The organism is Chitinibacter sp. FCG-7, from assembly GCF_040047665.1.
Lineage (GTDB): Bacteria > Pseudomonadota > Gammaproteobacteria > Burkholderiales > Chitinibacteraceae > Chitinibacter > Chitinibacter mangrovi.
The window spans coordinates 420,414-442,112 of the sequence record NZ_CP157355.1 but is presented as its reverse complement, the minus strand read 5'-3'; the positions used below and the strand labels follow the sequence as shown (position 1 = coordinate 442,112).

Genomic DNA, 21,699 nt, shown 5'->3' with positions numbered 1-21,699 from the left:
GGCGCATTGATGTGGGTCAGATTGTAATTAGTAGTAAAACTTCGTTTGGTTAATACAGAGGAATAGAGCGTATGCAAAAAGCACGCCCCAAGCACCTTGCGCTGTGGCAGATCCGTCTGCCATTGCCAGGGATTGTGTCCATCTTGCACCGGATTAGTGGTGCGCTGATGTTCGCCGCCATCCCATTCATGTTGTATGCCTTGGAGGGCACTTTGTCTTCCGCTGAACGCTTTGCTGCGTTTAAGGAATGCATCGCTCATCCAGTGACCAAACTGTTCCTGTTGGCCGTGTTGTGGGCCTATCTGCACCACGCCTGTGCGGGTACGCGTTTCCTGTTTTTGGATATCCACAAAGGCACTGATCTGAAAACAGCTCGCGCGACGGCTTATGTGGTCTTGGCGGTGAGCTTGTCTCTAACTGCGATTATCGGAGCGCTAACATGGTAAAGCGTCATGTAGTGGGTGCGCACTATGGTTTGCGCGATTGGTTGGTGCAGCGGGTTACTGCGGTCATCATGCTGGTTTACACCATCGGTGTAGTGGCATTTATCCTCTGTGCGAACGGTGCTTCGTATGAAGCGTGGCAAGCGCTGTTTGCCAATACCTGGGTCAAAGTGGTGACCACGATTTCGATCACTGCATTGCTGTGGCATGCATGGGTTGGTGTGCGTGATATCTGGATGGATTACATCCAGCACGTAGGCGTTCGCCTGACGATGCACGTTCTGACGCTGCTGTGGTTGATCGGTAGCTTGGTTTATATGGTTAAAGTAGTGTGGGGTGTTGCATGACCAAGTCAATTCCAGTTCGCAAGTTTGACGCCATTATCGTTGGCGCGGGTGGTGCCGGTTTGCGCGCCGCATTGCAACTCTCTGAAGCGGGCATGAAAACTGCCGTATTGTCGAAAGTATTCCCAACTCGCTCGCACACTGTTGCAGCGCAAGGTGGTGTTTCGGCTTCTTTGGGTAATTCAGAGCCAGATCATTGGCACTGGCATATGTACGACACTGTAAAAGGTTCGGACTGGTTGGGTGATCAGGACGCAATCGAATTTATGTGCCGTGAAGCGCCAAACGTGGTGATCGAGCTTGAACACTTCGGTATGCCGTTTGACCGCAACTCTGATGGCACGATCTATCAGCGGCCATTTGGCGGCCACATGAGCAACTTTGGTGAAAAACCTGTGCGCCGTGCTTGTGCTGCTGCTGACCGTACTGGCCACGCGATGTTGCACGCGCTGTATCAGCGCAATGTACGTGCTAACACGCAATTCTTCGTTGAGTGGATGGCGCTCGATCTGATTCGCGACGAGCAAGGCAATGTGCAAGGCGTGGTTGCGATGGAGATGGAAACGTCTGAAGTCGTGATTTTCCAAGCTAAAGCCACCTTGTTTGCGACTGGCGGTGCTGGCCGTATCTTCTCGTCATCGACCAATGCCTTTATCAATACCGGTGATGGCTTGGGTATGGCGGCTCGTGCAGGCATTCCATTGGAAGACATGGAATTCTGGCAATTCCACCCAACTGGCGTTGCTGGTGCAGGCGTATTGATTACCGAAGGTGTACGCGGCGAAGGCGGTATTTTGCGTAACTCGGAGGGCGAGCGTTTCATGGAACGTTACGCGCCAAACGCCAAAGACTTGGCCTCACGTGACGTGGTGTCCCGCGCGATGGTGACCGAGATTAACGAAGGCCGTGGCTGTGGTCCAAACAAAGACCACGTCTTGCTCGACATTACACACCTCGACCCTGAAGTGATCATGTCGAAATTGCCAGGCATTCGTGAAATTTCAATCAAGTTTGCCGGCGTTGACCCAATCAAAGCGCCAATCCCAGTTGTACCAACTTGCCACTACCAAATGGGCGGTATTCCGACCAACTACAAAGGCGAAGTGGTGGTGGGCGAGCAGATCGTTCAAGGCTTCTACGCTGCGGGTGAGTGCGCGTGTGCATCAGTTCACGGTGCGAATCGCTTGGGTACCAACTCATTGCTCGACTTGCTGGTATTCGGTAAATCATCCGGCAATAGCATGATCGACTACATCAAATCTGCGCCAAAAGACTTGCCAGAATTGGCGATGCAAGACGTTGAGCGTTCAGTTGCGCGTGTGGCTCGTCTGGACAACCAGAAAGAAGGCACCAACGTCAACGAAGCACGTTTGGCAATGCAGCGCACGATGCAAGCGCACTGTGGTGTATTCCGCTTTAACGACATGCTCAAACAAGGCGTAACGAAGATTCTGGAAGTTGAGCAAATGGTGAAAACCACCGTAATTGCTGACAAATCGAAAACCTTTAACACTGCACGTCTTGAAGCACTCGAGCTGGAAAACCTGATCGAAGTCGCCAAAGCGACGATGATCTCTGCAGAAGCACGTAAAGAATCTCGCGGCGCGCACGTACGTGATGATGCTGAAGACACTGCTGAGCGTCCAAACGGCCGTGACGATGCTAACTGGTTGAAACACACCTTGTGGCACCGTGAAGGTAACAAACTTGAATACAAACCAGTCAATATGAAGCCTTTGACTGTTGACACGATCGCGCTCAAAACGCGTTCGTACTAAGGGGATCGAATATGGCTACTCAAACCGTCAAATTCCGTGTTTATCGCTACGATCCTGATAAAGACGCAAAACCGTATATGCAAGACATCAGCGTTGAAGTCGATACCACGACTGAACGTAAACTGCTCGATGCCTTGGTGAAACTCAAAGTCGTAGATGAATCATTGTCATTCCGCCGTTCATGCCGCGAAGGCGTGTGCGGTTCGGATGCGATGAACATCAATGGTAAAAATGGCTTGGCCTGTATTACTGACATAGACACGCTCAAACAGCCGATCGAAGTTCGCCCATTACCAGGCTTGCCAGTGATTCGTGACTTGATCGTCGATATGACGCAGTTCTTCAAGCAATATCACTCGATCAAGCCTTACGTGATCAACGACAGCCCCGCGCCCGATCGTGAACGTCTGCAAAGCCAAGAAGATCGTAAAGAGCTCGATGGCCTGTACGAATGTATCTTGTGCGCATGCTGTTCGACCTCTTGCCCGTCGTTCTGGTGGAACCCAGACAAATTCGTTGGCCCGGCTGGCTTGCTGGCGGCTTATCGCTTTATTGCTGATACCCGTGATGAAGCGACTAGCCAGCGTCTGGATGATCTGGAAGACCCATATCGCCTGTTCCGTTGCCACAGCATCATGAACTGTGTGGATGTGTGCCCGAAAGAGCTCAATCCGACTAAGGCCATCGGCAAGATCAAAGATCTGATGGTAAAACGTATTAGCTAATAAGAGGGGTATGTGCCTGTAGGTTTTTTTTGAAGTTAATCTGCAGGCCAATACTCACTAGGGGTGTGCAATGGATGAAGTAGAACTGAAACGAATTATCTGGCGTTCACGGCGCGGTTTGTTGGAGCTGGATTTGCAACTTGAACGTTTTGTGAATGAAGTTCTACCGACATTGAACGAGCAAGAACTGGCGGTGTACGAGCAAATTTTGATGCTGCCAGATTGGGATTTCTTGGAATACGTCAACGGTAAATCGGTCTGTCCAGACCCTGAACTTGCCGAGATGATCGCGCAGATTGCTGCAGCCAATGCAGGCAGTCATGGCGAAACAAACAATAACGCAGCCGGCATTGCCGAGCGCATTACCGAAGCGCTTTAACAGGAGCAACACGATGGAAAAGAAAGTCACGCTGACTTATAACGATGGCCAGAACACGCTGGAAATGCCTGTTTTGAAATCTACTTTGGGTCCAGATGTAGTCGACATCCGCAGTTTTTCTAAAACTGGTATGTTTACTTTTGACCCAGGCTTTTTGGCAACTTCTAGCTGCGAATCGAAAATCACTTTCATCGATGGTGATCTGGGTCAGCTGTACTATCGTGGTTATCCTATCGAGCAATTGGCTGAAGAGTCTGATTACCTCGAAGTATGCTACCTGTTGATCAATGGCGAATTGCCAACTGCAGTGCAAAAAGCGGAATTTGAAAAAACTGTCATGAGCCACACCATGGTTCACGAGCAGTTGACCGCCTTCTTTAAAGGTTTCCGTCGTGACTCGCACCCAATGGCGATGATGGTCGGTGTCGTTGGTGCGCTGTCTGCGTTCTACCAAGACAGCTTGGACATCAGCAATCCAGAACACCGCAAAGTGGCAATGTTCCGCCTGATCTCTAAGATCCCAACCATTGCGGCCATGTGCTACCGCTACAACCAAGGCCTGCCATTCGTTTACCCACGTAACGATTTGAGCTACACCGCGAACTTCATGCACATGATGTTCTCTACACCATGTGAAAAATACGAACCAAATCCAGTGCTGGTACGTGCACTTGACGTGATCTTCACGCTGCATGCAGATCACGAGCAAAATGCTTCAACGTCGACAGTACGTCTGGCAGGCTCGTCAGGTGCAAATCCATTTGCATGTATCGCTGCCGGTATCGCTTGTCTGTGGGGCCCATCGCATGGTGGCGCGAACGAAGCCGTATTGCTGATGCTGGACGAAATCGGTTCGGTTGAAGCTGTGCCAGCGTTCATGGAAGGCGTGAAAGCGAAAACCCACAAACTGATGGGCTTTGGTCACCGCGTATACAAAAACATGGACCCACGCGCCAATGTAATGCGCCGTATTTGCCACGAAGTCTTGAATGAACTCGGCCTGCAAGATGATCCGAAATTCAAGCTGGCAATGGAACTGGAAAAAATCGCGCTGGAAGACGAATACTTCGTGTCACGTAAACTGTACCCGAACGTTGACTTCTACTCAGGTATCGTTCAATCGGCCTTGGGTATCCCTGTTCCGATGTTCACAGTGATCTTCGCGCTGGCGCGTACTGTAGGCTGGATCAGCCACTGGAACGAAATGATCTCTGATCCAGGCATGAAGATCGGTCGCCCACGTCAGCAATACACTGGCGCGGAAAAACGCGATTACGTACCTATGGACAAGCGCGGTTGATGCATTAACCGCGGTTCCTGCGCCCTAGTGTGATGAGCATTGGGGCGTAGCTGCATTGACCGGCCTTGCTGTCTTTTTGCCAATAGGCATTAGCTTGCAAGCAGGGCGGAAAAAAATGGATACACGGCAATGATGAAAGAACTTGAAACGAATTCCCAGCTGTTCGGCGGGAATGCCCCGTTTGTAGAAGACCTCTACGAACAATATTTGATTGATGCATCGTCAGTCGACGCGCAATGGCGCACTTACTTCGATCAGTTGCAGCAAACACCGGGCTCGGTAGCCCGCGATGTGGTGCGTGCACCGATTGAAGAGTCGTTCCGCCAGCTGGCCAAGCAATCTGTACGCGCAGTCGGTGTGGTGGATGAAGCCGCCACCGAGCGCCAGGTTAACTTGCTGCGCATGATTTCGGCTTACCGGATTATGGGTAGCCGTGGTGCCAAGCTTGACCCGCTGCAACGCATGGACAAAGCGCCGATTCCAGAGCTGGACCCGAAAACGCATGGTCTTACCGACAGCGATATGGCCATCAAGCTCGGTACCAATATCGATGGCCTTGAGCGCGCAACACCAAGCGAAGTGCTGGGCTTTTTGCAGCAGACTTACTGCGGCAATATCGGTCTGGAATACATGCACATCACCAATGGTGAAGAGCGCAAGTGGGTGCAGGAGTTCTTTGAAAGCCGCCGCTCGCAGCCAAGCTTTAATGTTCAGCAGAAAAAACGCATTCTGAAGCAAGTAACGGCAGCAGAAACGCTGGAACAATACCTGCACAAGAAATACGTCGGTCAGAAACGCTTCTCGCTTGAAGGCGGCGACAGCATGATTCCGGCAGTGGATTATCTGAATCAGGCTGCCGGTGCTGCTGGCGTGCAGGAAGTGGTGATCGGCATGGCCCACCGTGGCCGTTTGAATATGCTGGTGAACATCCTGGGTAAATTGCCACGCGATCTGTTTGGCGAATTCGAAGGCCGTTACAACACGCAACTGGCTTCCGGTGACGTGAAATATCATATGGGCTTTAGCTCGGATATTCCTACGCCTGGTGGCCCATTGCACCTGACGCTGGCGTTTAACCCGTCTCACCTTGAGATTGTGAACCCAGTAGTCGAAGGCTCGGTGCGTGCGCGTCAGCACCGCCGTAAAGACCTGACTGGTGATCAAGTATTGCCACTGTTGATCCACGGCGATTCAGCATTTATCGGCTTGGGTACTAACCAAGGTACGTTTAATCTGTCGCAAACGCGTGGTTACGGTACTGGCGGTACAGTTCATTTGGTAATCAATAACCAGGTTGGTTTCACGACTTCGGATATTCGCGACAACCGTTCGAGTCTGTTCAGTACCGATATCGCCAAAATGGTTGAAGCACCGATTTTCCACGTGAACGGTGATGATCCTGAAGCAGTCTGTCTGGTGACTGAAGCCGCTTTGCAATACCGCCAGAAATTCCATAAAGATGTGGTGATTGATCTGGTTTGCTACCGCAAGCACGGCCACAACGAAGCGGATGATCCGTTTGTCACGCAGCCGATGATGTACAAAAAAATCGCCGCTCATCCTGGCCCGCGCAAAGTCTACGCCGATCAGCTGATCGCTCAGGGCGTGGTGACGCAAGCTGAAGCCGACGGCATGATTCAGGCCTACCGTGATGCGCTGGACCGTGGCGAACACGTTGAGCAGACCACACTGACCGACTACAAACGCTCGTACGCGGTGGATTGGACCAAATACCTGGGCACGCATTGGCGTCATCCGGTGAACACCTCGGTGCCACAAGCTGATCTGATTCGCTTGACCGAGAAATTCACGCAATATCCGGCCGATTTCAAGCTGCGCGCTAATGTTGAAAAAATCGTTAAAGAACGCACACTGATGGCCAATGGCGAAGCGCCAGTGGATTGGGGCATGGCCGAGCATCTGGCTTACTCAACGTTGCTGACCGAAGGTATGGGCGTACGGATTTCGGGTGAAGATTCGGGTCGCGGTACGTTTAACCATCGTCACGCTGTGCTGCACGATCAGAATCGCGAGAAATGGGATCATGGCGTACATATCCCGTTGCAAAATCTGTCTGAAAACCAAGGCCACTTCCTGGTGATCGACTCGATCCTGAACGAAGAAGCGGTATTGGCGTTTGAGTACGGCTACGCATGTTCAGCGCCGGATGAATTGACGATCTGGGAAGCGCAGTTTGGTGACTTCGCCAACGGTGCACAGGTGGTGATCGACCAGTTCATCACTTCGGGCGAAACCAAATGGGGTCGTTTGTGTGGTCTGACGATGATCTTGCCGCACGGCTACGATGGTCAAGGTCCAGAGCACTCATCAGCGCGTGTTGAGCGTTACCTGCAATTGTGCGCCGAGCACAATGTACAAGTGTTGATGCTGTCTGAATCTGCGCAAATGTTCCATGCTTTGCGCCGTCAGATGCTGCGTCCGTATCGCAAGCCGCTGATCATCATCATGAGCAAAAAGCTGTTGAAAGCGAAAAACGCCTGCAGCCCAATCGAGCATTTCACTAACGGCGAATTCCGTCCGGTGATCGGCGAGGTGCAAGAGCTGGATGCGAAGAAAGTAAAACGCGTGATCTGCTGCTCAGGCCAGGTTTACTACGATTTGCTCGCTGGTCGTACCGAGCGCGAAATCAAAGAAATCGCCATCGTGCGTATCGAACAGCTGTATCCGTTCCCGGCCGAAGAGCTGCAAGCCGAGTTGCAAAAATATCCAAACGCCAAAGAAATCATGTGGGTGCAAGAAGAGCCACGTAATCAGGGCGCATGGCATCAGATCCGTCACCGCCTTGAAGCGGTGCTCGAATCGAAGCAGACATTGACCTTTGCGGGTCGCCCATCGTCAGCTTCGCCAGCCGTTGGCTATATGAGCAAGCACAATGCACAGCTCAAAGCCTTTGTTGAAGAAGCAATGACCTTGTAATCGCAACGCGGCCCTCCTTAGGAGCGCCGCGTTTTTTGGCGTTTTGCCTTTGCTATTTTTAGCGGGCACACGATCACAAAGAATTAAAAATCGACTGGAGTGACACAATGATCATCGAAGTTTTGGTACCACAATTACCTGAATCTGTTTCTGAAGCCACGCTGATTTCATGGCGCAAAAAAGTGGGCGAGGCTGTTGCTCGCGACGAAAATCTGATCGACCTGGAAACCGACAAAGTTGTGCTGGAAATCCCTGCACCACAGGCCGGTGTTCTGGTTGAAATCGTTCAAGCTGACGGCGCGACCGTGGGTAGCCTCGATGTGATCGCTAAAATCGATACCGCAGCAGTTGCTGCGGCGGCTCCAGCTCAAGCCGCAGCGCCAGCAGCTGCCGCACCTGCGCCTGCTGCAGTTCAAGCGGCACCAGCGGGTGGCGCGAACGCCATGCCTGCAGCGAAGAAAATTGCTGCTGATGCTGGTGTGAACGTGAGCGACGTTGCAGGCACTGGCCGCGGCGGTCGTGTACTGAAAGAAGACGTACAAAACCACCTGGCTAAACCTGCTGCACCAGCCGTTGCGGCACCAACTGGTGATCGTCCAGAACAGCGCGTACCAATGAGCCGTCTGCGCGCCCGTGTGGCCGAGCGTTTGCTGCAATCGCAACAGCAAAACGCGATCCTGACCACGTTCAACGAAGTGAACATGAAGCCGTTGATGGACTTGCGTAACAAGTACAAAGACAAATTCGAAAAAGACCACGGTGTAAAACTGGGCTTTATGGGCTTCTTCGTCAAAGCTGCCGTTGCTGCGCTGAAAAAATACCCAATCGTCAATGCATCGGTTGACGGTAATGACATCGTTTACCACGGCTACTTCGACATCGGCGTGGCAGTGGGTAGCCCACGTGGCTTGGTGGTGCCAATTATCCGTAACGCGGATCAACTCTCATTGGCTGAAATCGAGAAAACCATCGCTGACTTCGGCAAACGCGCGCAAGAAGGTAAGCTGGGCGTTGAAGAATTGACCGGCGGTACTTACACGATTTCTAACGGCGGCACTTTCGGTTCAATGATGTCAACGCCGATTATCAACCCACCACAAGCTGCGATCTTGGGCATGCACGCAACCAAAGAGCGCGCAGTGATTGAAAACGGTCAAGTCGTTGCTCGCCCAATCATGTACTTGGCGCAATCTTACGATCACCGCATCATCGACGGCCGCGAAGCGGTTCTGTCTTTGGTAGCGATCAAGGATGCGATCGAAGATCCAGCCCGCCTGTTGTTGGATATTTAATTTAAGTGGGGTATGTGGCTGTAGGCTACATACCCATTGACTTGTATGTATATACCCAGCGTTGGGTTAAGGTAGGACTAAATGTCACAATCATTTGACGTAATCGTAATCGGCGCGGGCCCTGGCGGCTACGTGGCTGCGATTCGTGCGGCGCAGTTGGGTTTTAACACTGCGTGTATCGACGAATTCAAAAACAAGGAAGGCAAAGCCTCACTCGGTGGTACTTGCCTGAACGTGGGTTGTATCCCATCAAAAGCCTTGCTCGAGTCATCTGAAAACGTTGAACGTGTTGAGCATAAATTTGCCTCACACGGTATCACCGTTGAAGGCATGAAATTTGACGTTGGCACGATGCTAGAACGCAAAAACGGCATCGTGAGCAAGTTGACGCAAGGTATCGGCTATTTGTTCAAAAAGAACAAAGTCGCCAGCCTGCACGGCCACGGGAAAATCCTCGGTAGGATTGCTCGTGAAGGCGGCGACAAATGGCAAGTTGAAGTCGCTGATGGTGACAAAGTTGAAGTTGTAGAAACGACTCACGTCATCTTGGCGACTGGTTCAACACCACGTCAATTGCCCCAAGCGCCCGTTGATAACGTACTCGTACTCGATAACGAAGGCGCATTGTCGATTCCTGCCGTACCAAAACGCTTGGGCGTGATTGGCGCGGGCGTCATCGGTCTGGAAATGGGCTCGGTCTGGAAACGTCTGGGCGCAGAAGTCACAATCCTCGAAGGCGCGCCGGGTTTCCTGCTCGCGGCCGACGAAGCTGTGGCCAAAGAAGCGCACAAGATTTTCACCAAAGACTTGGGCTTGATTATCAAAACCAGCTTGAAAATCGGCAATATCACCAAGGGTGAAAACGACGTTACCGTTGAATACACCGATGCCGAAGGTAAAGCGTTTACTGAAACCTACGACAAACTGATCGTGTCGATCGGTCGTGTACCGAACACGTGGAATTTGGCTGCTGAATCAGTGGGCTTGCCACTCGATGAGCGCGGTTTCGTGATTGTTGACGGTGATTGCCGTACTTCATTGCCGAACTTGTGGGCAGTGGGTGACGTGGTGCGTGGCCCGATGCTGGCGCACAAAGCGTCAGAAGAAGGCGTGGCCGTGGCTGAGCGTATCGCTGGTCAGCATCCACACATCGACTTCAATAACGTGCCTTGGGTGATCTACACCAGCCCAGAAATGGCTTGGGTTGGTAAAACCGAGCAGGCATTGAAAGCCGAAGGCGTTGAGTACAAAAAAGGTCAATTCCCATTTGGCCCGAATGGCCGCGCTTTGGGTTTGGGCGAGACCGCTGGTTTCGTTAAAATGCTGGCTTGCGCGAAAACCGACCGTATCTTGGGCGTGCACATCATCGGCCCGTTCGCTTCAGAATTGATTACTGAAGCCGTGGTGGCGATGGAGTTCAACGCGTCAGCTGAAGACATTGCTCGTATCGTTCACGCTCATCCATCATTGGCTGAAGCGATGCATGAGGCGGCGCTAGGTTGCGATAAACGCGGCTTACATTCTTAACGATGTAGGGTGCACTGAGCGTAGCGAATTGCACCGCACCAGTATCACAATGGTGCAATTCGCTATCGCTCAGTGCACCCTACAGAGCCAAGCGTTAAGTATTTGAATTTGTAGGGTGGGTGAGGGCAGGTGCTCTCATTCATCATGCGGTACAAACGGCGGGGAATAGCCTGTCCGACAACACTCTCCTCACAAAGGATAAATAGAGATGAATCTGCACGAGTATCAAGCCAAGGAATTGCTGGCTAAATATGGTCTGCCAGTACAACGTGGCATTTTGGCTGCATCTGGTGAAGAAGCTGCTGCTGCTTATGACACTTTGGGCGGCAAATTTGCTGTAGTTAAAGCCCAAGTTCACGCCGGTGGCCGTGGTAAAGCAGGTGGCGTTAAAGTGGTAAAAAGCCGCGAAGAAGCTGCCGCTGAAGCGACTCGTTTGATCGGTACCAACTTGGTAACTTATCAAACTGATGCAGATGGCCAGCCAGTTCACAGCGTATTGGTATGTGAAGACATGTACCCAGTACAGCGCGAGTTGTACCTTGGCGCCGTGGTAGACCGCAGCTCACAACGCATCGTATTCATGGTTTCAACGGAAGGTGGTGTTGAGATCGAGAAAGTGGCTGAAGAAACGCCAGAAAAAATCATCAAAATCGAAGTTGATCCTCTGGTTGGCATGCAGCCATTCCAAGGCCGTCAAGCTGCTTTTGCTTTGGGCCTGGAAGGTAAACAAGTTACAGCGTTTACCAACCTGATCTTGGGCTCTTACAAAGCATTCGTTGAAAACGACTTTGCCTTGTTTGAAGTAAACCCATTGGCGCTGCGTGAAAACGGCGAATTAGCTTGCGTTGATGGCAAAATCAACCTCGACTCAAATGCTTTGTTCCGTCACCCAGAATTGCTGGCACAACGCGACAAATCACAAGAGAACGAGCGCGAAGTGAAAGCTTCCGAGTTCGAACTGAACTACGTGGCTTTGGAAGGCAATATCGGTTGTATGGTCAATGGCGCTGGCTTGGCAATGGCGACGATGGACATCATCAAACTGAAAGGTGGCCAACCAGCTAACTTCTTGGACGTTGGTGGCGGCGCGACCAAAGAGCGCGTAATCGAAGCGTTCAAACTGATCTTGGCTGACTCATCAGTACAAGGCGTGTTGATCAACATCTTCGGTGGTATCGTTCGTTGCGACATGATTGCTGAAGCGATTATCGCTGCGGTGAAAGAAGTAAACGTAACAGTACCTGTGGTAGTTCGTTTGGAAGGTAATAACGCTGAACTGGGCGCGAAGATCCTCGACGAATCGGGTCTGAAATTGACTTCAGCCCAAGGTCTGAACGACGCAGCTGAGAAAATCGTTGCTGCTGTTGCAGCACTGTAATTGAGTGAGGAGTGAGGCGTTAGGCGTGAGGTGTATACCGCGTTTAATGCTCCCTTCTTCGTTCTTATTGAGATGAGAAGGTTGTGATGGTTGGGTTGTGGGTTTACCCCTCACACCTCACCCCTCACACCTCACAAAGGACAAACCATGAGCGTTTTGGTTAACAAAGATACAAAAGTGCTGGTGCAAGGTTTCACTGGCAAAAACGGTACTTTCCACGCTGAACAAGCGTTGAAAGTCGGCACAAAAGTAGTTGGCGGTGTGACGCCAGGTAAAGGCGGCTCAGAGCACCTTGGCCTGCCAGTGTTCAACACTATGCGTGATGCAGTCGCTCAGACTCAAGCTGATACTTCTGTGATCTACGTACCTGCAGCTTTTGCCAAAGATTCAATCTTGGAAGCGGTTGATTCAGGCGTGAAATTGATCGTATGTATCACTGAAGGCGTGCCAACGATTGACATGCTGTACGTGAAACGCGCGGTTGATGAAGCGGGTATCCGTCTGATCGGCCCTAACTGCCCAGGTATTATCACACCGGGCGAGTGCAAGATCGGTATTATGCCGTGGCACATCCACAACCCAGGTCGTATCGGTATCGTTTCACGCTCTGGTACATTGACTTACGAAGCCGTAGCGCAAACAACTGCATTGGGTCTGGGTCAATCAACGTGTATCGGTATCGGCGGCGACCCAATCCCAGGTACTAGCCATATCGACGCATTGAAACTGTTCCAAGACGATCCTGATACTGACGCGATCGTGATGATCGGTGAGATCGGTGGTTCTGCCGAAGAAGAAGCGGCTGAATTTGCTAAGTCTTACGTGACTAAACCTGTTGTTGGTTACATCGCTGGTGTCACTGCGCCTAAAGGCAAACGTATGGGCCACGCTGGCGCGATCATCTCTGGCGGTAAAGGCACTGCAGAAGAGAAATTCAAAGCCTTCGAACAAGCTGGCATCGCGTACACCCGCAGCCCAGCTGAAATCGGCAAAACAATGTTTGAATTGCTGAAATCAAAAGGCATGATCTAATTCACGACAGTGAATAGAAAATGAAAAAAAGCCACCTTCGGGTGGCTTTTTTATTGGGGTATTCATCTACGAGTTCTGATCCTATTGGCTTGCGGCGTTATACCTAAAGATTTGGTTTGTTTTGGTGTGAAGAGTTTGCTCGGCGGCGATAAAAATCTCGGGCCTCTTCGTATATACCTTTGACAAAATAAAACAAACCACCAACTCCTTCTGCCTTATTGTATTCCGCCAATGGGTAAATCATCCCACTATTAAAATGATCGATCGCTTCCTGATCATTGCTGGCGTAAATCATATCACCAATGACTTCAAAGCCCTGCCCAAGCAAAAGCTCTTTGGCTGGAAGGAAATCTTCCCGATCAGTGCATAAATAGCGTACAAGTTTTTTGCCATCTTTAGATAATTGGAAAAATTGATATTTTGCCATGATGCAGTCCTCGTCGATTGAAGAGCCTAAGCTGAGTGTTTATGTTTCTTAATCATTACTTTCAATTGTATTTCTTATCGACTTGTCTTGTCATTCGGAAAAAACATACTAACCCTCAGTTTGTTCCTGAAGATTTTTGGGATAATCAAGCCTTGTAGGGTGTGCCGTGCGCAATGCTTCGTGTTTCACCTTGGCAAGTAGATGCTGCGTAAATTCGATTTATGCAAGTCCATTCCGCCGCTGATAATCCGCATACGCCCGTGCCACGCTGCTTGATGGCTGTGGCGGATCGCCTAGCCCGAATTCCTGCTGCAATTTGGCTTTGTTCGTGTCCATATAACTAATCACCTTGGCCAGATTGGCTTGCTGCTTGGCGAAGAAATTATTTTGCTCAGTCAGCAGCGTGGCGCTTTGGGCAAAATGCGCCCCAAAGTCGCTGACCGCTGCGGCTGCTGCGCTGGGTTGTTGCTGCCAGAGAGCACTCAATTTTTGCGTATCGAGCTGCGCCATATTGGTGACTGGATCAATCGTTAGCCCCAGCGCCGCCATGCCCTGAATGCCATGCTGTGCGCCGTGGAAGGGGCTGGCGATGCTTTGGGCCAGCTCATACCGCGCGACCTGCGCCGCTTGCGTGCCCGCCAGCAATTCGGGGTCTTGCAGGTCGGCGTCAAAATTGCGCCGCCATTGATTGTATTGATCGGCCAGATTTTGTAATTGCACTTTCACGCTGGCAAAGTCTGCCGTGGCATCGATCTTACTCAGTGGCTTTGCCGCCTGTGCCAGCTCACTCACGCCGCTTTGCATATTGCTCAAGCGCGCCGATTGCGCGGGGTAAATCACGCCCAGCTGATTGATATGGCTCATCATACGGTAGGCACTTTCGGGATCGCTCAGCGCCAGATTGCGCCCCAGCGTTGATAGGCCTGATATACCCTGGCTTGTATTGACTTGCAGATCATGAATAGAATGCTGTTCAGAGATATACCCTGCAGCAAGGCGGGTGATGTCAAAAGTTGCTGGCTGGCTGTTCAGCTCGCTCAGAGTCCGGGTTTTGAATTGCCCGATTTGCTGGATCAGCTGGTTCAAGTCTTTGGCATTGATGCTCATGATGCACTCCTTGTTCCTTTTGCTGTATTGAAAGCAAGAATAGCGCCAATCGGGCTGCCATGAAAAAAGCCATCGTGGGATGGCTTTTTTGTCTGTAGATAGGGCGGGCAGCTCGGCTAAAACCAAGCGCCAAAATTGGCTTTGAAGGCATTCACATTGTCGCCAAACAAATAACTAAAGCCCACACGCAAATCGGCATCTTTGGCCAGAATGCTGCGTTTGGTGCCAAAGGTTACGCCGATTTCGTCCTGATAATTGCTAAATAGCTCGGTGCCGGTATAACGCGTGTCGATGATAAAGGCTTCCCAGCTCAAGGGCTGATCGCCAATAGCCCAGCCGCTGTCCATGGCAAAGAGCAGGCCGTTGCGATAGGCAATATTGCGAATGCCAGGGTTAAACTCGGTCTCATCCAGCTTCATTTTCATGACTTTGTAGTAGCCGACCATATTCGCTAGAGTCAGGCTCCAATTGTCTGAACCAAATTCATAGCTGGATGCGAGTGAGCCGGAGAGCATCCAGCCAGCGCCAGCCAGATCTTTGGAGCCCGCGGCTCTAACCGCGGTGGCGGCCGATAATACCCAGTTGCTGCGAATAGGATACCGGTAAACCAGACCAACGCTAGCATCAACCGCTTTTGCCCCGTCTACTGTTGTGTAGCCCAGAGGAATATTGACGATGAGCTCATGGTTGGGCTCGTTAAATTGCCGGGTGTAGGTCAATGGCAGTGTAAAGCCATCGCTTTTCATCTCCTTGGCATTGCCTGTCTGCTCGCTCACAAAACGGTTGTAGCTAATGCCTACACCAAAATGGTTTTTATCATCTGCCGAGCCCACACCGTGTGCGCCTTGCCACATCAAGGCCGCGTCATTGGCCACGGAACGGCTCATCAGGCTATTCGGATTACCGGCAATCGGGTCGACAGGGGAAACTTTAACGCTTTCCTTGCTAAAGGCATTGAGCAAGTCAGGATTGTTTTTCAGATATTTGACCAACATGTCTTCGCTTTCATCCCGCGTGAGACCTGTAAAGGTTTGATTGACGCCAATGCTGGGGATATTCAATGTCAGCAGGGTTTGATTGGCATTCGGGTAGGCTAGGGTAATGGGGATGCCGCGGAAATTGATTTGCGCATTCACCGCTTCTGTGCCGGTGTAATTCTGATAAAGGCTTTTCAGATTGCTCGCTTCCAGCGTGTGGATTGCATCCTCTGCCGAGGTGTAGCTATCGCTAGCCACCTGCCCATTCAAGGTGGTGGTGATATCAAATACACCTGCTTGGCTTAATGCACTGCTCACAACAAGGGTGCTGGCCATGACCAAAGTATTCAGTTTCATTTTCGCTCTCCACTGCGGTTTAATTACTATGAATTAGGTTTAGCGCAGGGAGCTTAGAAAATAAAGAATCGGATGCTGCAATGCAAAATTGTCGCGCAAATATTACGCTTCTAAGCCGATCAGACCTTTTTCAATCAGCTCATCGAGTAGAAAACTAAAATCTGTGCCAGCCGAGCTATCGGGGGCGTAGCTAAATACATCGAGGTTGTCGCCCACCGCCGCCATAATGTCGTCGTTTTCGTGGATGATGGTATTGAGCAATTCGCGCGGGAAGTGTTTTTGCAATTGGGCGCGCACTTTTTCGTGCGTTTCGTGGCCTTCTTTAAAGCGATTGACCAGATAACGACGCTCGCGGCGGCGATCAAATTTTTCCAGCCCGAATAGGGTGCGCTCCAGCATACATGCGCCATTGAGCGCCAGGTATTCAGCTGCCACGGGTATCAGGATCAAATCGGCCGCCAGCAAGGCTGAAAACGACAATACCCCCAGCATTGGGCTGCAATCGATAATAATCGGCGTGCCGCTACCGGCCAGCATTTCGGCCTCAAGCGCGAGTTTGAGTCGCCACAAATGATCGCGATGCTTGCCCAGCTGCGAGTCGACGCGGGCCAACTCCAGGTGCGAGGGGATAAAATGAATGCCGGGCCCCGAGGTCTGAATCAGATCGGTCAGCGGTGACGTACCTTGATAAAAGCGGTACATGGTCTGGTTGGATTTGGGATTGAGTCCCCAAGTGGCAGTCAGGTGAGCCTGCGGGTCCAAATCGATCACCAAAGGCGCAATCCCGTTTTGTACCAAAGTGGCGGCCAGATTGGCAGTGACCGTGGTTTTACCCACGCCACCTTTCTGATTAAACACTGCAATTACCGTCATCTGAGTCCCGTTTTTGTTTCCCGCTGCGGACGTTGATTATGCCATGACGAAAGCCAAGCGGCATGGGTACAATGCCAAACCTTCCGAATCTGAGCATATCGTATGTCCAATCTCACCCAGCGTCTGGCGCAGGAACTCAATTGCAAATCGGCGCAAGTGGCCGCCGCCGTGACCTTGCTCGATGAGGGCGCCACGGTGCCGTTTATCGCCCGCTATCGCAAAGAGGTGACCGGCGGTCTGGATGATGGCCAACTGCGATTGCTCTCTGAGCGCTTACGCTATCTGCGCGAGCTGGACGAGCGTCGTGCCAGCATTATCGCGACGATCACAGAACAAGGGCAAATGAGCGCCGCGCTGCGCGCCCAGCTCGACGCCGCGGATAACAAGCAAACGCTGGAAGACCTGTATCTGCCGTATAAGCAAAAGCGCCGCACCAAAGCGCAAATCGCCCGCGAAGCTGGGCTGGCCACACTGGCCGCGCAATTACTAAAAAACCCGCAGCAAGACCCCGAGAAACTGGCGGCGGGCTTTGTGTGCGAAGGTTTTAGCGACGTAAAAACCGTGCTCGAAGGCGCCAAAGCCATTTTATTAGAAGGCTGGGGTGAAGACGCCGCGCTGATCGGCCAGTTGCGCAGTCATTTACAAAGCAGTGGCTTGGTGACGAGCAAAGTGGTGAAAGGGGAGGAGCAGGCGGGCGCCAAATTTGCCGATTATTTTGATTTTGCCGAGAAATGGGCGGCGATGCCCTCGCACCGCGTGTTGGCGGTGTTGCGCGGCGCGAATGAAAAAATCCTCAGCATCGGCATTCAATTGCCGGAAGAAATCGACAACGGCGCGCGCAGTAAAATCTGGAGCAGCGCCGAGCAACGTATTGCACGGCATGTTGGCATTAGCGCCAATTCCGCTGATTTGTGGCTGGGCGAGGTGGTGCGCGCAGCATGGCGCACTAAGCTGGGCGTCTCGCTGGAAAATGAGCTACTCACCGCCGCGCGTGAGCGTGCCGAGCTGGAGGCGATTAAAGTCTTTTCGCGCAATCTGAAAGATCTGCTGCTGGCCGCGCCCGCGGGCCCGCGCTGCACGCTGGGGCTGGATCCGGGCCTGCGCACTGGCGTGAAAGTGGCGGTGGTCGATGCCACTGGCAAGCTGCTCGCGACCGACACCATTTACCCGCACGAACCGCGCCGCGATTGGGATAAATCGCTGCATACCTTGAAAAAACTATGCGACACACATGGCGTGGAGCTGATTGCGATTGGTAATGGCACGGCCAGCCGCGAAACCGAACAACTCGCCACCGACTTGATCGCCCAGATCGACGGCAAAAAACCGGTGAAGGTGGTGGTTTCCGAAGCGGGCGCTTCGGTGTATTCGGCCTCTGAATTAGCGGCCAAAGAGTTTCCGCAGCTTGATGTATCACTGCGCGGTGCGGTGTCGATTGCCCGCCGACTACAAGACCCGCTGGCCGAGCTGGTCAAAATCGACCCGAAAGCGATTGGCGTGGGGCAATACCAGCATGATGTGAACCAAACCGAACTCGCCCGCATGCTCGATGCGGTGGTGGAAGACTGCGTGAACGCGGTGGGGGTGGATGTGAACACCGCCTCGGCAGCGCTGTTGGCGAGGGTATCTGGCTTAAGCCCAGTATTGGCAAGCAATGTAGTGGCATACCGCGATGAGTATGGTGCTTTCAAAAACCGCAAAGCGCTGCTGAAAGTGCCGCGCTTGGGCGGCAAAACCTTTGAGTTGGCGGCGGGCTTTTTGCGCATTATGGGTGGCGATAATCCATTGGATTCATCAGCAGTTCACCCCGAAGCGTACCCAATCGTCGAAAAACTATTGCAAAAATTGGGCAAGGATTTAGCTGCGACGATGGGTGACCGCGCCGCTTTGCAATCGGTGTCGCCTGAAAGTCTGGCCGACGCGCAATTTGGCCTGCCTACCGTCAAAGACATTCTGGCCGAGCTGGAAAAACCCGGCCGCGATCCGCGCCCCGAATTCAAAACCGCCACCTTTGCGGCCGGGATTGAGAAAATCAGCGATCTGCAAGTGGGGATGGTGCTTGAAGGCGTAGTCAGTAATGTCACCAATTTTGGTGCTTTTGTGGATATTGGTGTGCATCAGGATGGCTTGGTGCATATCTCGATGCTGGCCAATAGCTTTGTGAAAGATCCGCATGCTGTGGTGAAAGCCGGGCAAGTGGTAAAGGTGAAAGTGCTGGAAGTGGACGTGCAGCGCAAGCGCATTGCGCTAACCATGCGGCTGAATGACACCCCGCCAGCGGTAGACCGTCCACCAGTCAAAACAGCCCGCCAGCCTGAACGTATCAATCAGGCCAAGCAGGCTGCGCCAATAAACTCGGCCATGGCCGATGCTTTGGCCAAACTAAAGCGTTGATAGATGGCCATAAATGCACAGACGCTTGATGTGTTGCAGTGACGAGCCGGGCAGTAAGGGTTTTTAAGCTGTTAGCTGATAGCGGCTTTGAGGACATCAATCGATGCCGCCCATTCCTTATTTCCCACTTCAGACCACAAGTCGTGAAGCTCGGAATCCTCTGCGCTGACGCGCTCAAGCACACGCTTTGCTTTTTCAAGCAGGGCGGTGCTTGGTTGCTCGTTGACGGTTTTAATCCATTCATCAATTTTCTCGGTATATGCATCCGACTGGGTGCCTTTTCCGAGCAATTTTGCCAGTACTTCCACTGCCGCCACTGCATTCGCGCCTTCGGGTGCCTCCAGATAATCTTCTGCCTCCAGAGCATCATCCAGTGCTTGCTCGACGATAGAAAGATCGCTTGATCCTTCCAGATCGTAGGCCCAATCGTTGGCATCGTCATTGCCAAATGGCTCATGTGACCATGTACCCATTGTCTTTCTCCTAATCCAATTGCGGTTTTTTGCCTGATGAAATCTACCCACCATCATTCATGCTGTCAATTTTGTAAGATTTAAGCGTCTTGTTATCGCTGATGATCAGCGTGGAACCTCTGCAATCGTGCTGAGTCCTAAAATCTTTTTCCGGAATTCGATGCCATGACTCAGACCGAACAGCAGGCCATTCTGGCCATTACTTTGCTTGCCGCTTTTTGCGATGGCGACAAAGATAGCCGCGAGCGTGATGCGATCAAGCAGATTGCGGCGTCTCTGGGAGGCGGCGGTGTTGATCTGGCGCGGCTATATCAGGATGTGTTGCTCAAACGTTATGTGCTGGCCGATGCGGTGGCGGCGCTGGGCGATGCGTCGCAGCGGCAGCTGGCGTTCGAGATGGCCGTGTGCGTTGTTGATGCCGATGGCCGTCAGACTGCGGCTGAAACGGCTTTTCTGGCCGAGCTGAAAGCGGCTTTGCAATTGGGCGGCGAGACGGCGAGTATCGAGGCCGAGGCCAATGCCTGGTTTGCTTACGATACGCCTGCTCCGCCAGTTGCTCCCGCCATCCCTGTAAATAGCACAGCGCCTGCGGCGGCCTTGCTGGCTTTGCCGCTGGAGGCCGATCGCGCGCTTGATGCGTCGGTGCTGCGCTTTGCCATTGTGTGCGGTGCGCTGGAATTGCTGCCGCAGTCGTGGGCCACGATGGCGATTGTGCCTTTGCAGCTCAAGCTGGTGCACAGCGTGGGCAAGGCGTATGGCGTCGAGCTTGATCAGGGGCATATTCGCGAGTTTCTGGCGGCGGCGGGCGTGGGGCTGACTTCGCAATATGTCGAGCAGTTTGGCCGCAAATTGCTCGGTGGCCTGCTGGGTAAATATGTTGGCAAAACGGCGGGCAAGGTGGGTGGTGCAGCGACGGGCATCGCGTTTTCTTTTGCGACGACGTATGCACTGGGGCAACTGGCGCGGCGCTACTATGCTGGTGGGCGCAAGATGGAAACAGCGGTGCTGAAAGACACCTTCAGCCAGCTGCTCGGCCCGGCCAAAGATTTGCAGGCGCAATACCTGCCACAAATCCAGCAGCAGGCGCGCTCGCTGGATTACGGCACGGTGATGCAGTTGGTGAAAAAAGGCGTCTAGGCGCTGCTGTTTTATCCCCGCTTCAATTGTGGCCTGTTCTGGGCGTACATAATCTGAACAGGGGCGCGGTTTTCTGGTATCTTCTGCGCCCCCAATATTTTCAAGGGCTGTGCGCCAATACCCACTGGTTTGCAGCTCGTTAGGTAAGCCCCCATGATGGCCCGCACGCACATTGCATTTGCCTCGCTGATGATGGTGGCGTGCAGTGTTGGCATTTTGCAGCGTATGCCGCAGCTACACGAAGTCGCCATTGCTGGCGCGGCGGGTCTGTTGCCCGATCTGGATCATCCCAAATCCACTTTTGGCCGCATCGTGCCGTATATTTCCATCCCGCTGGCGGCCGTGTTCGGCCATCGCGGCTTTACCCATTCGATTCTGATGGTGGTGGTGATGGTCTACCTGCTGCTGGCTGATCATCAGAACCACAATTGGCCGGTCTTGCCGCTGGTGGTGGGGTATTTGTCGCACATTATTGGCGATATGCTCACGCCTTCCGGCGTGCCGCTGCTGTGGCCAATGCGGCAGAAATTCTCGTTCAAACTGTTTAAAGCCGACGGGCCGATGGAGCAGCTGATTTATCGCTGCTGCTGGGTTGGCATCGGCTATTTTCTATGGGTGGCGCTGGGCAGACCGGCGCAGGCTTGGTTGCAACCTGTGCAGCAGTTGCTCGAAGCGCAGCTCTGGCAATTATGGGCGTCGGGCAAGGTCTGGCTGGTGTATTGGGTGGAGCGGCTGGCCGCGGCTTGAATCAGCTCCAAATCGATTCCCAATGGCCGGTGAACCGCCGCTCACAAGCGGTAGCGGCCTGCGAGCGAGCAA

The 21,699-nt window shown here is 52.5% G+C and carries 19 protein-coding genes; 14 read left to right on the top strand and 5 right to left on the bottom strand.

Annotated elements, in window-relative coordinates; all coding sequences use genetic code 11:
* Window positions 1–71 precede the first annotated feature (71 nt).
* The 11 genes from sdhC (at window position 72) to sucD (ending at window position 13,135) form a co-directional block, all read left to right on the top strand.
* Complete coding sequence (gene sdhC / locus ABHF33_RS02065) at window positions 72–446, top strand: succinate dehydrogenase, cytochrome b556 subunit (RefSeq protein ID WP_348945412.1); 375 nt, start codon at window positions 72–74, stop codon at window positions 444–446.
* The gene (gene sdhD, locus ABHF33_RS02060; protein ID WP_348945411.1) at window positions 440–790 is read left to right on the top strand and encodes a succinate dehydrogenase, hydrophobic membrane anchor protein; all 351 of its coding nucleotides are present in this window, start codon (window positions 440–442) and stop codon (window positions 788–790) included. The genes sdhC and sdhD overlap by 7 nt, the downstream gene beginning before the upstream one ends.
* Window positions 787–2,565, top strand: coding sequence for a succinate dehydrogenase flavoprotein subunit (gene sdhA, locus ABHF33_RS02055; protein WP_348945410.1), 1,779 nt, complete (start codon window positions 787–789; stop codon window positions 2,563–2,565). The genes sdhD and sdhA overlap by 4 nt, the downstream gene beginning before the upstream one ends.
* A gap of 11 nt (window positions 2,566–2,576) precedes the next feature.
* On the top strand, window positions 2,577–3,290 hold the full coding sequence (locus tag ABHF33_RS02050) for a succinate dehydrogenase iron-sulfur subunit (protein ID WP_180307441.1): 714 nt from the start codon (window positions 2,577–2,579) through the stop codon (window positions 3,288–3,290).
* A 70-nt stretch (window positions 3,291–3,360) separates the two neighbouring features.
* Entirely contained in the window at window positions 3,361–3,669 is a 309-nt protein-coding gene (locus ABHF33_RS02045) for a succinate dehydrogenase assembly factor 2 (RefSeq protein WP_348945409.1), read from the top strand.
* A 13-nt stretch (window positions 3,670–3,682) separates the two neighbouring features.
* Window positions 3,683–4,969: a citrate synthase gene (gene gltA / locus ABHF33_RS02040; RefSeq protein WP_348945408.1), complete on the top strand. Its 1,287-nt coding sequence runs from the start codon at window positions 3,683–3,685 to the stop codon at window positions 4,967–4,969.
* A gap of 129 nt (window positions 4,970–5,098) precedes the next feature.
* Window positions 5,099–7,906 carry a 2-oxoglutarate dehydrogenase E1 component gene (locus ABHF33_RS02035; RefSeq protein WP_348945407.1) on the top strand — a complete coding sequence of 936 codons (2,808 nt, stop codon included), beginning with the start codon at window positions 5,099–5,101 and terminating at the stop codon, window positions 7,904–7,906.
* 107 nt (window positions 7,907–8,013) lie between these two features.
* Window positions 8,014–9,198, top strand: a complete 1,185-nt coding sequence (gene odhB / locus ABHF33_RS02030; RefSeq protein WP_348945406.1) for a 2-oxoglutarate dehydrogenase complex dihydrolipoyllysine-residue succinyltransferase — start codon at window positions 8,014–8,016, stop codon at window positions 9,196–9,198.
* Window positions 9,199–9,279: 81 nt separating this feature from the next.
* The gene (gene lpdA, locus ABHF33_RS02025) at window positions 9,280–10,725 is read left to right on the top strand and encodes a dihydrolipoyl dehydrogenase (protein ID WP_348945405.1); all 1,446 of its coding nucleotides are present in this window, start codon (window positions 9,280–9,282) and stop codon (window positions 10,723–10,725) included.
* 208 nt (window positions 10,726–10,933) lie between these two features.
* Complete coding sequence (gene sucC, locus ABHF33_RS02020) at window positions 10,934–12,103, top strand: ADP-forming succinate--CoA ligase subunit beta (RefSeq protein ID WP_179357387.1); 1,170 nt, start codon at window positions 10,934–10,936, stop codon at window positions 12,101–12,103.
* A 147-nt stretch (window positions 12,104–12,250) separates the two neighbouring features.
* The gene (gene sucD, locus ABHF33_RS02015) at window positions 12,251–13,135 is read left to right on the top strand and encodes a succinate--CoA ligase subunit alpha (protein ID WP_348945404.1); all 885 of its coding nucleotides are present in this window, start codon (window positions 12,251–12,253) and stop codon (window positions 13,133–13,135) included.
* 103 nt (window positions 13,136–13,238) lie between these two features.
* Here the strand turns inward: sucD and ABHF33_RS02010 are convergent, their stop codons facing one another.
* The 4 genes from ABHF33_RS02010 to ABHF33_RS01995 all read right to left on the bottom strand — a co-directional run bounded on the left by ABHF33_RS02010 (window position 13,239) and on the right by ABHF33_RS01995 (window position 16,876).
* Window positions 13,239–13,562: a hypothetical protein gene (locus tag ABHF33_RS02010; RefSeq protein ID WP_348945403.1), complete on the bottom strand. Its 324-nt coding sequence runs from the start codon at window positions 13,560–13,562 to the stop codon at window positions 13,239–13,241.
* Window positions 13,563–13,781: 219 nt separating this feature from the next.
* Entirely contained in the window at window positions 13,782–14,669 is an 888-nt protein-coding gene (fliD, locus tag ABHF33_RS02005) for a flagellar filament capping protein FliD (RefSeq protein ID WP_348945402.1), read from the bottom strand.
* A 116-nt stretch (window positions 14,670–14,785) separates the two neighbouring features.
* Window positions 14,786–16,003 carry a hypothetical protein gene (locus ABHF33_RS02000; RefSeq protein ID WP_348945401.1) on the bottom strand — a complete coding sequence of 406 codons (1,218 nt, stop codon included), beginning with the start codon at window positions 16,001–16,003 and terminating at the stop codon, window positions 14,786–14,788.
* Between the two features lie 102 nt (window positions 16,004–16,105).
* A complete protein-coding gene (locus ABHF33_RS01995; protein WP_348945400.1) occupies window positions 16,106–16,876 on the bottom strand; it encodes a ParA family protein in 771 nt (256 codons plus the stop codon).
* 102 nt (window positions 16,877–16,978) lie between these two features.
* Between ABHF33_RS01995 and ABHF33_RS01990 the strand changes: the two genes are divergently transcribed.
* On the top strand, window positions 16,979–19,270 hold the full coding sequence (locus ABHF33_RS01990; RefSeq protein ID WP_348945399.1) for a Tex family protein: 2,292 nt from the start codon (window positions 16,979–16,981) through the stop codon (window positions 19,268–19,270).
* A 71-nt stretch (window positions 19,271–19,341) separates the two neighbouring features.
* Here ABHF33_RS01990 and ABHF33_RS01985 read toward each other — a convergent pair whose 3' ends face one another.
* The gene (locus ABHF33_RS01985) at window positions 19,342–19,743 is read right to left on the bottom strand and encodes a DUF4259 domain-containing protein (protein WP_348945398.1); all 402 of its coding nucleotides are present in this window, start codon (window positions 19,741–19,743) and stop codon (window positions 19,342–19,344) included.
* Between the two features lie 165 nt (window positions 19,744–19,908).
* Here ABHF33_RS01985 and ABHF33_RS01980 point away from each other — a divergent pair, with 165 nt between their 5' ends.
* Both ABHF33_RS01980 and ABHF33_RS01975 read left to right on the top strand, forming a co-directional pair.
* A complete protein-coding gene (locus ABHF33_RS01980; RefSeq protein ID WP_348945397.1) occupies window positions 19,909–20,880 on the top strand; it encodes a YcjF family protein in 972 nt (323 codons plus the stop codon).
* A gap of 153 nt (window positions 20,881–21,033) precedes the next feature.
* Window positions 21,034–21,627 (top strand): metal-dependent hydrolase, encoded by a 594-nt coding sequence (locus ABHF33_RS01975; protein ID WP_157670887.1) that lies wholly within the window; start codon window positions 21,034–21,036, stop codon window positions 21,625–21,627.
* Window positions 21,628–21,699 lie beyond the last annotated feature (72 nt).

Coding starts and splice junctions, on each gene's coding strand:
- ABHF33_RS02010 (WP_348945403.1), bottom strand. CDS start 13,562: ATGGCAAAATATCAATTTTTCCAATTATCTAAAGATGGCAAAAAACTT.
- ABHF33_RS01975 (WP_157670887.1), top strand. CDS start 21,034: ATGATGGCCCGCACGCACATTGCATTTGCCTCGCTGATGATGGTGGCG.
- lpdA (WP_348945405.1), top strand. CDS start 9,280: ATGTCACAATCATTTGACGTAATCGTAATCGGCGCGGGCCCTGGCGGC.
- ABHF33_RS01985 (WP_348945398.1), bottom strand. CDS start 19,743: ATGGGTACATGGTCACATGAGCCATTTGGCAATGACGATGCCAACGAT.
- odhB (WP_348945406.1), top strand. CDS start 8,014: ATGATCATCGAAGTTTTGGTACCACAATTACCTGAATCTGTTTCTGAA.
- ABHF33_RS02035 (WP_348945407.1), top strand. CDS start 5,099: ATGATGAAAGAACTTGAAACGAATTCCCAGCTGTTCGGCGGGAATGCC.
- ABHF33_RS02000 (WP_348945401.1), bottom strand. CDS start 16,003: ATGAAACTGAATACTTTGGTCATGGCCAGCACCCTTGTTGTGAGCAGT.
- sdhD (WP_348945411.1), top strand. CDS start 440: ATGGTAAAGCGTCATGTAGTGGGTGCGCACTATGGTTTGCGCGATTGG.
- sdhA (WP_348945410.1), top strand. CDS start 787: ATGACCAAGTCAATTCCAGTTCGCAAGTTTGACGCCATTATCGTTGGC.
- sdhC (WP_348945412.1), top strand. CDS start 72: ATGCAAAAAGCACGCCCCAAGCACCTTGCGCTGTGGCAGATCCGTCTG.
- ABHF33_RS02045 (WP_348945409.1), top strand. CDS start 3,361: ATGGATGAAGTAGAACTGAAACGAATTATCTGGCGTTCACGGCGCGGT.
- ABHF33_RS01990 (WP_348945399.1), top strand. CDS start 16,979: ATGTCCAATCTCACCCAGCGTCTGGCGCAGGAACTCAATTGCAAATCG.
- fliD (WP_348945402.1), bottom strand. CDS start 14,669: ATGAGCATCAATGCCAAAGACTTGAACCAGCTGATCCAGCAAATCGGG.
- gltA (WP_348945408.1), top strand. CDS start 3,683: ATGGAAAAGAAAGTCACGCTGACTTATAACGATGGCCAGAACACGCTG.
- ABHF33_RS01980 (WP_348945397.1), top strand. CDS start 19,909: ATGACTCAGACCGAACAGCAGGCCATTCTGGCCATTACTTTGCTTGCC.
- sucD (WP_348945404.1), top strand. CDS start 12,251: ATGAGCGTTTTGGTTAACAAAGATACAAAAGTGCTGGTGCAAGGTTTC.
- ABHF33_RS02050 (WP_180307441.1), top strand. CDS start 2,577: ATGGCTACTCAAACCGTCAAATTCCGTGTTTATCGCTACGATCCTGAT.
- ABHF33_RS01995 (WP_348945400.1), bottom strand. CDS start 16,876: ATGACGGTAATTGCAGTGTTTAATCAGAAAGGTGGCGTGGGTAAAACC.
- sucC (WP_179357387.1), top strand. CDS start 10,934: ATGAATCTGCACGAGTATCAAGCCAAGGAATTGCTGGCTAAATATGGT.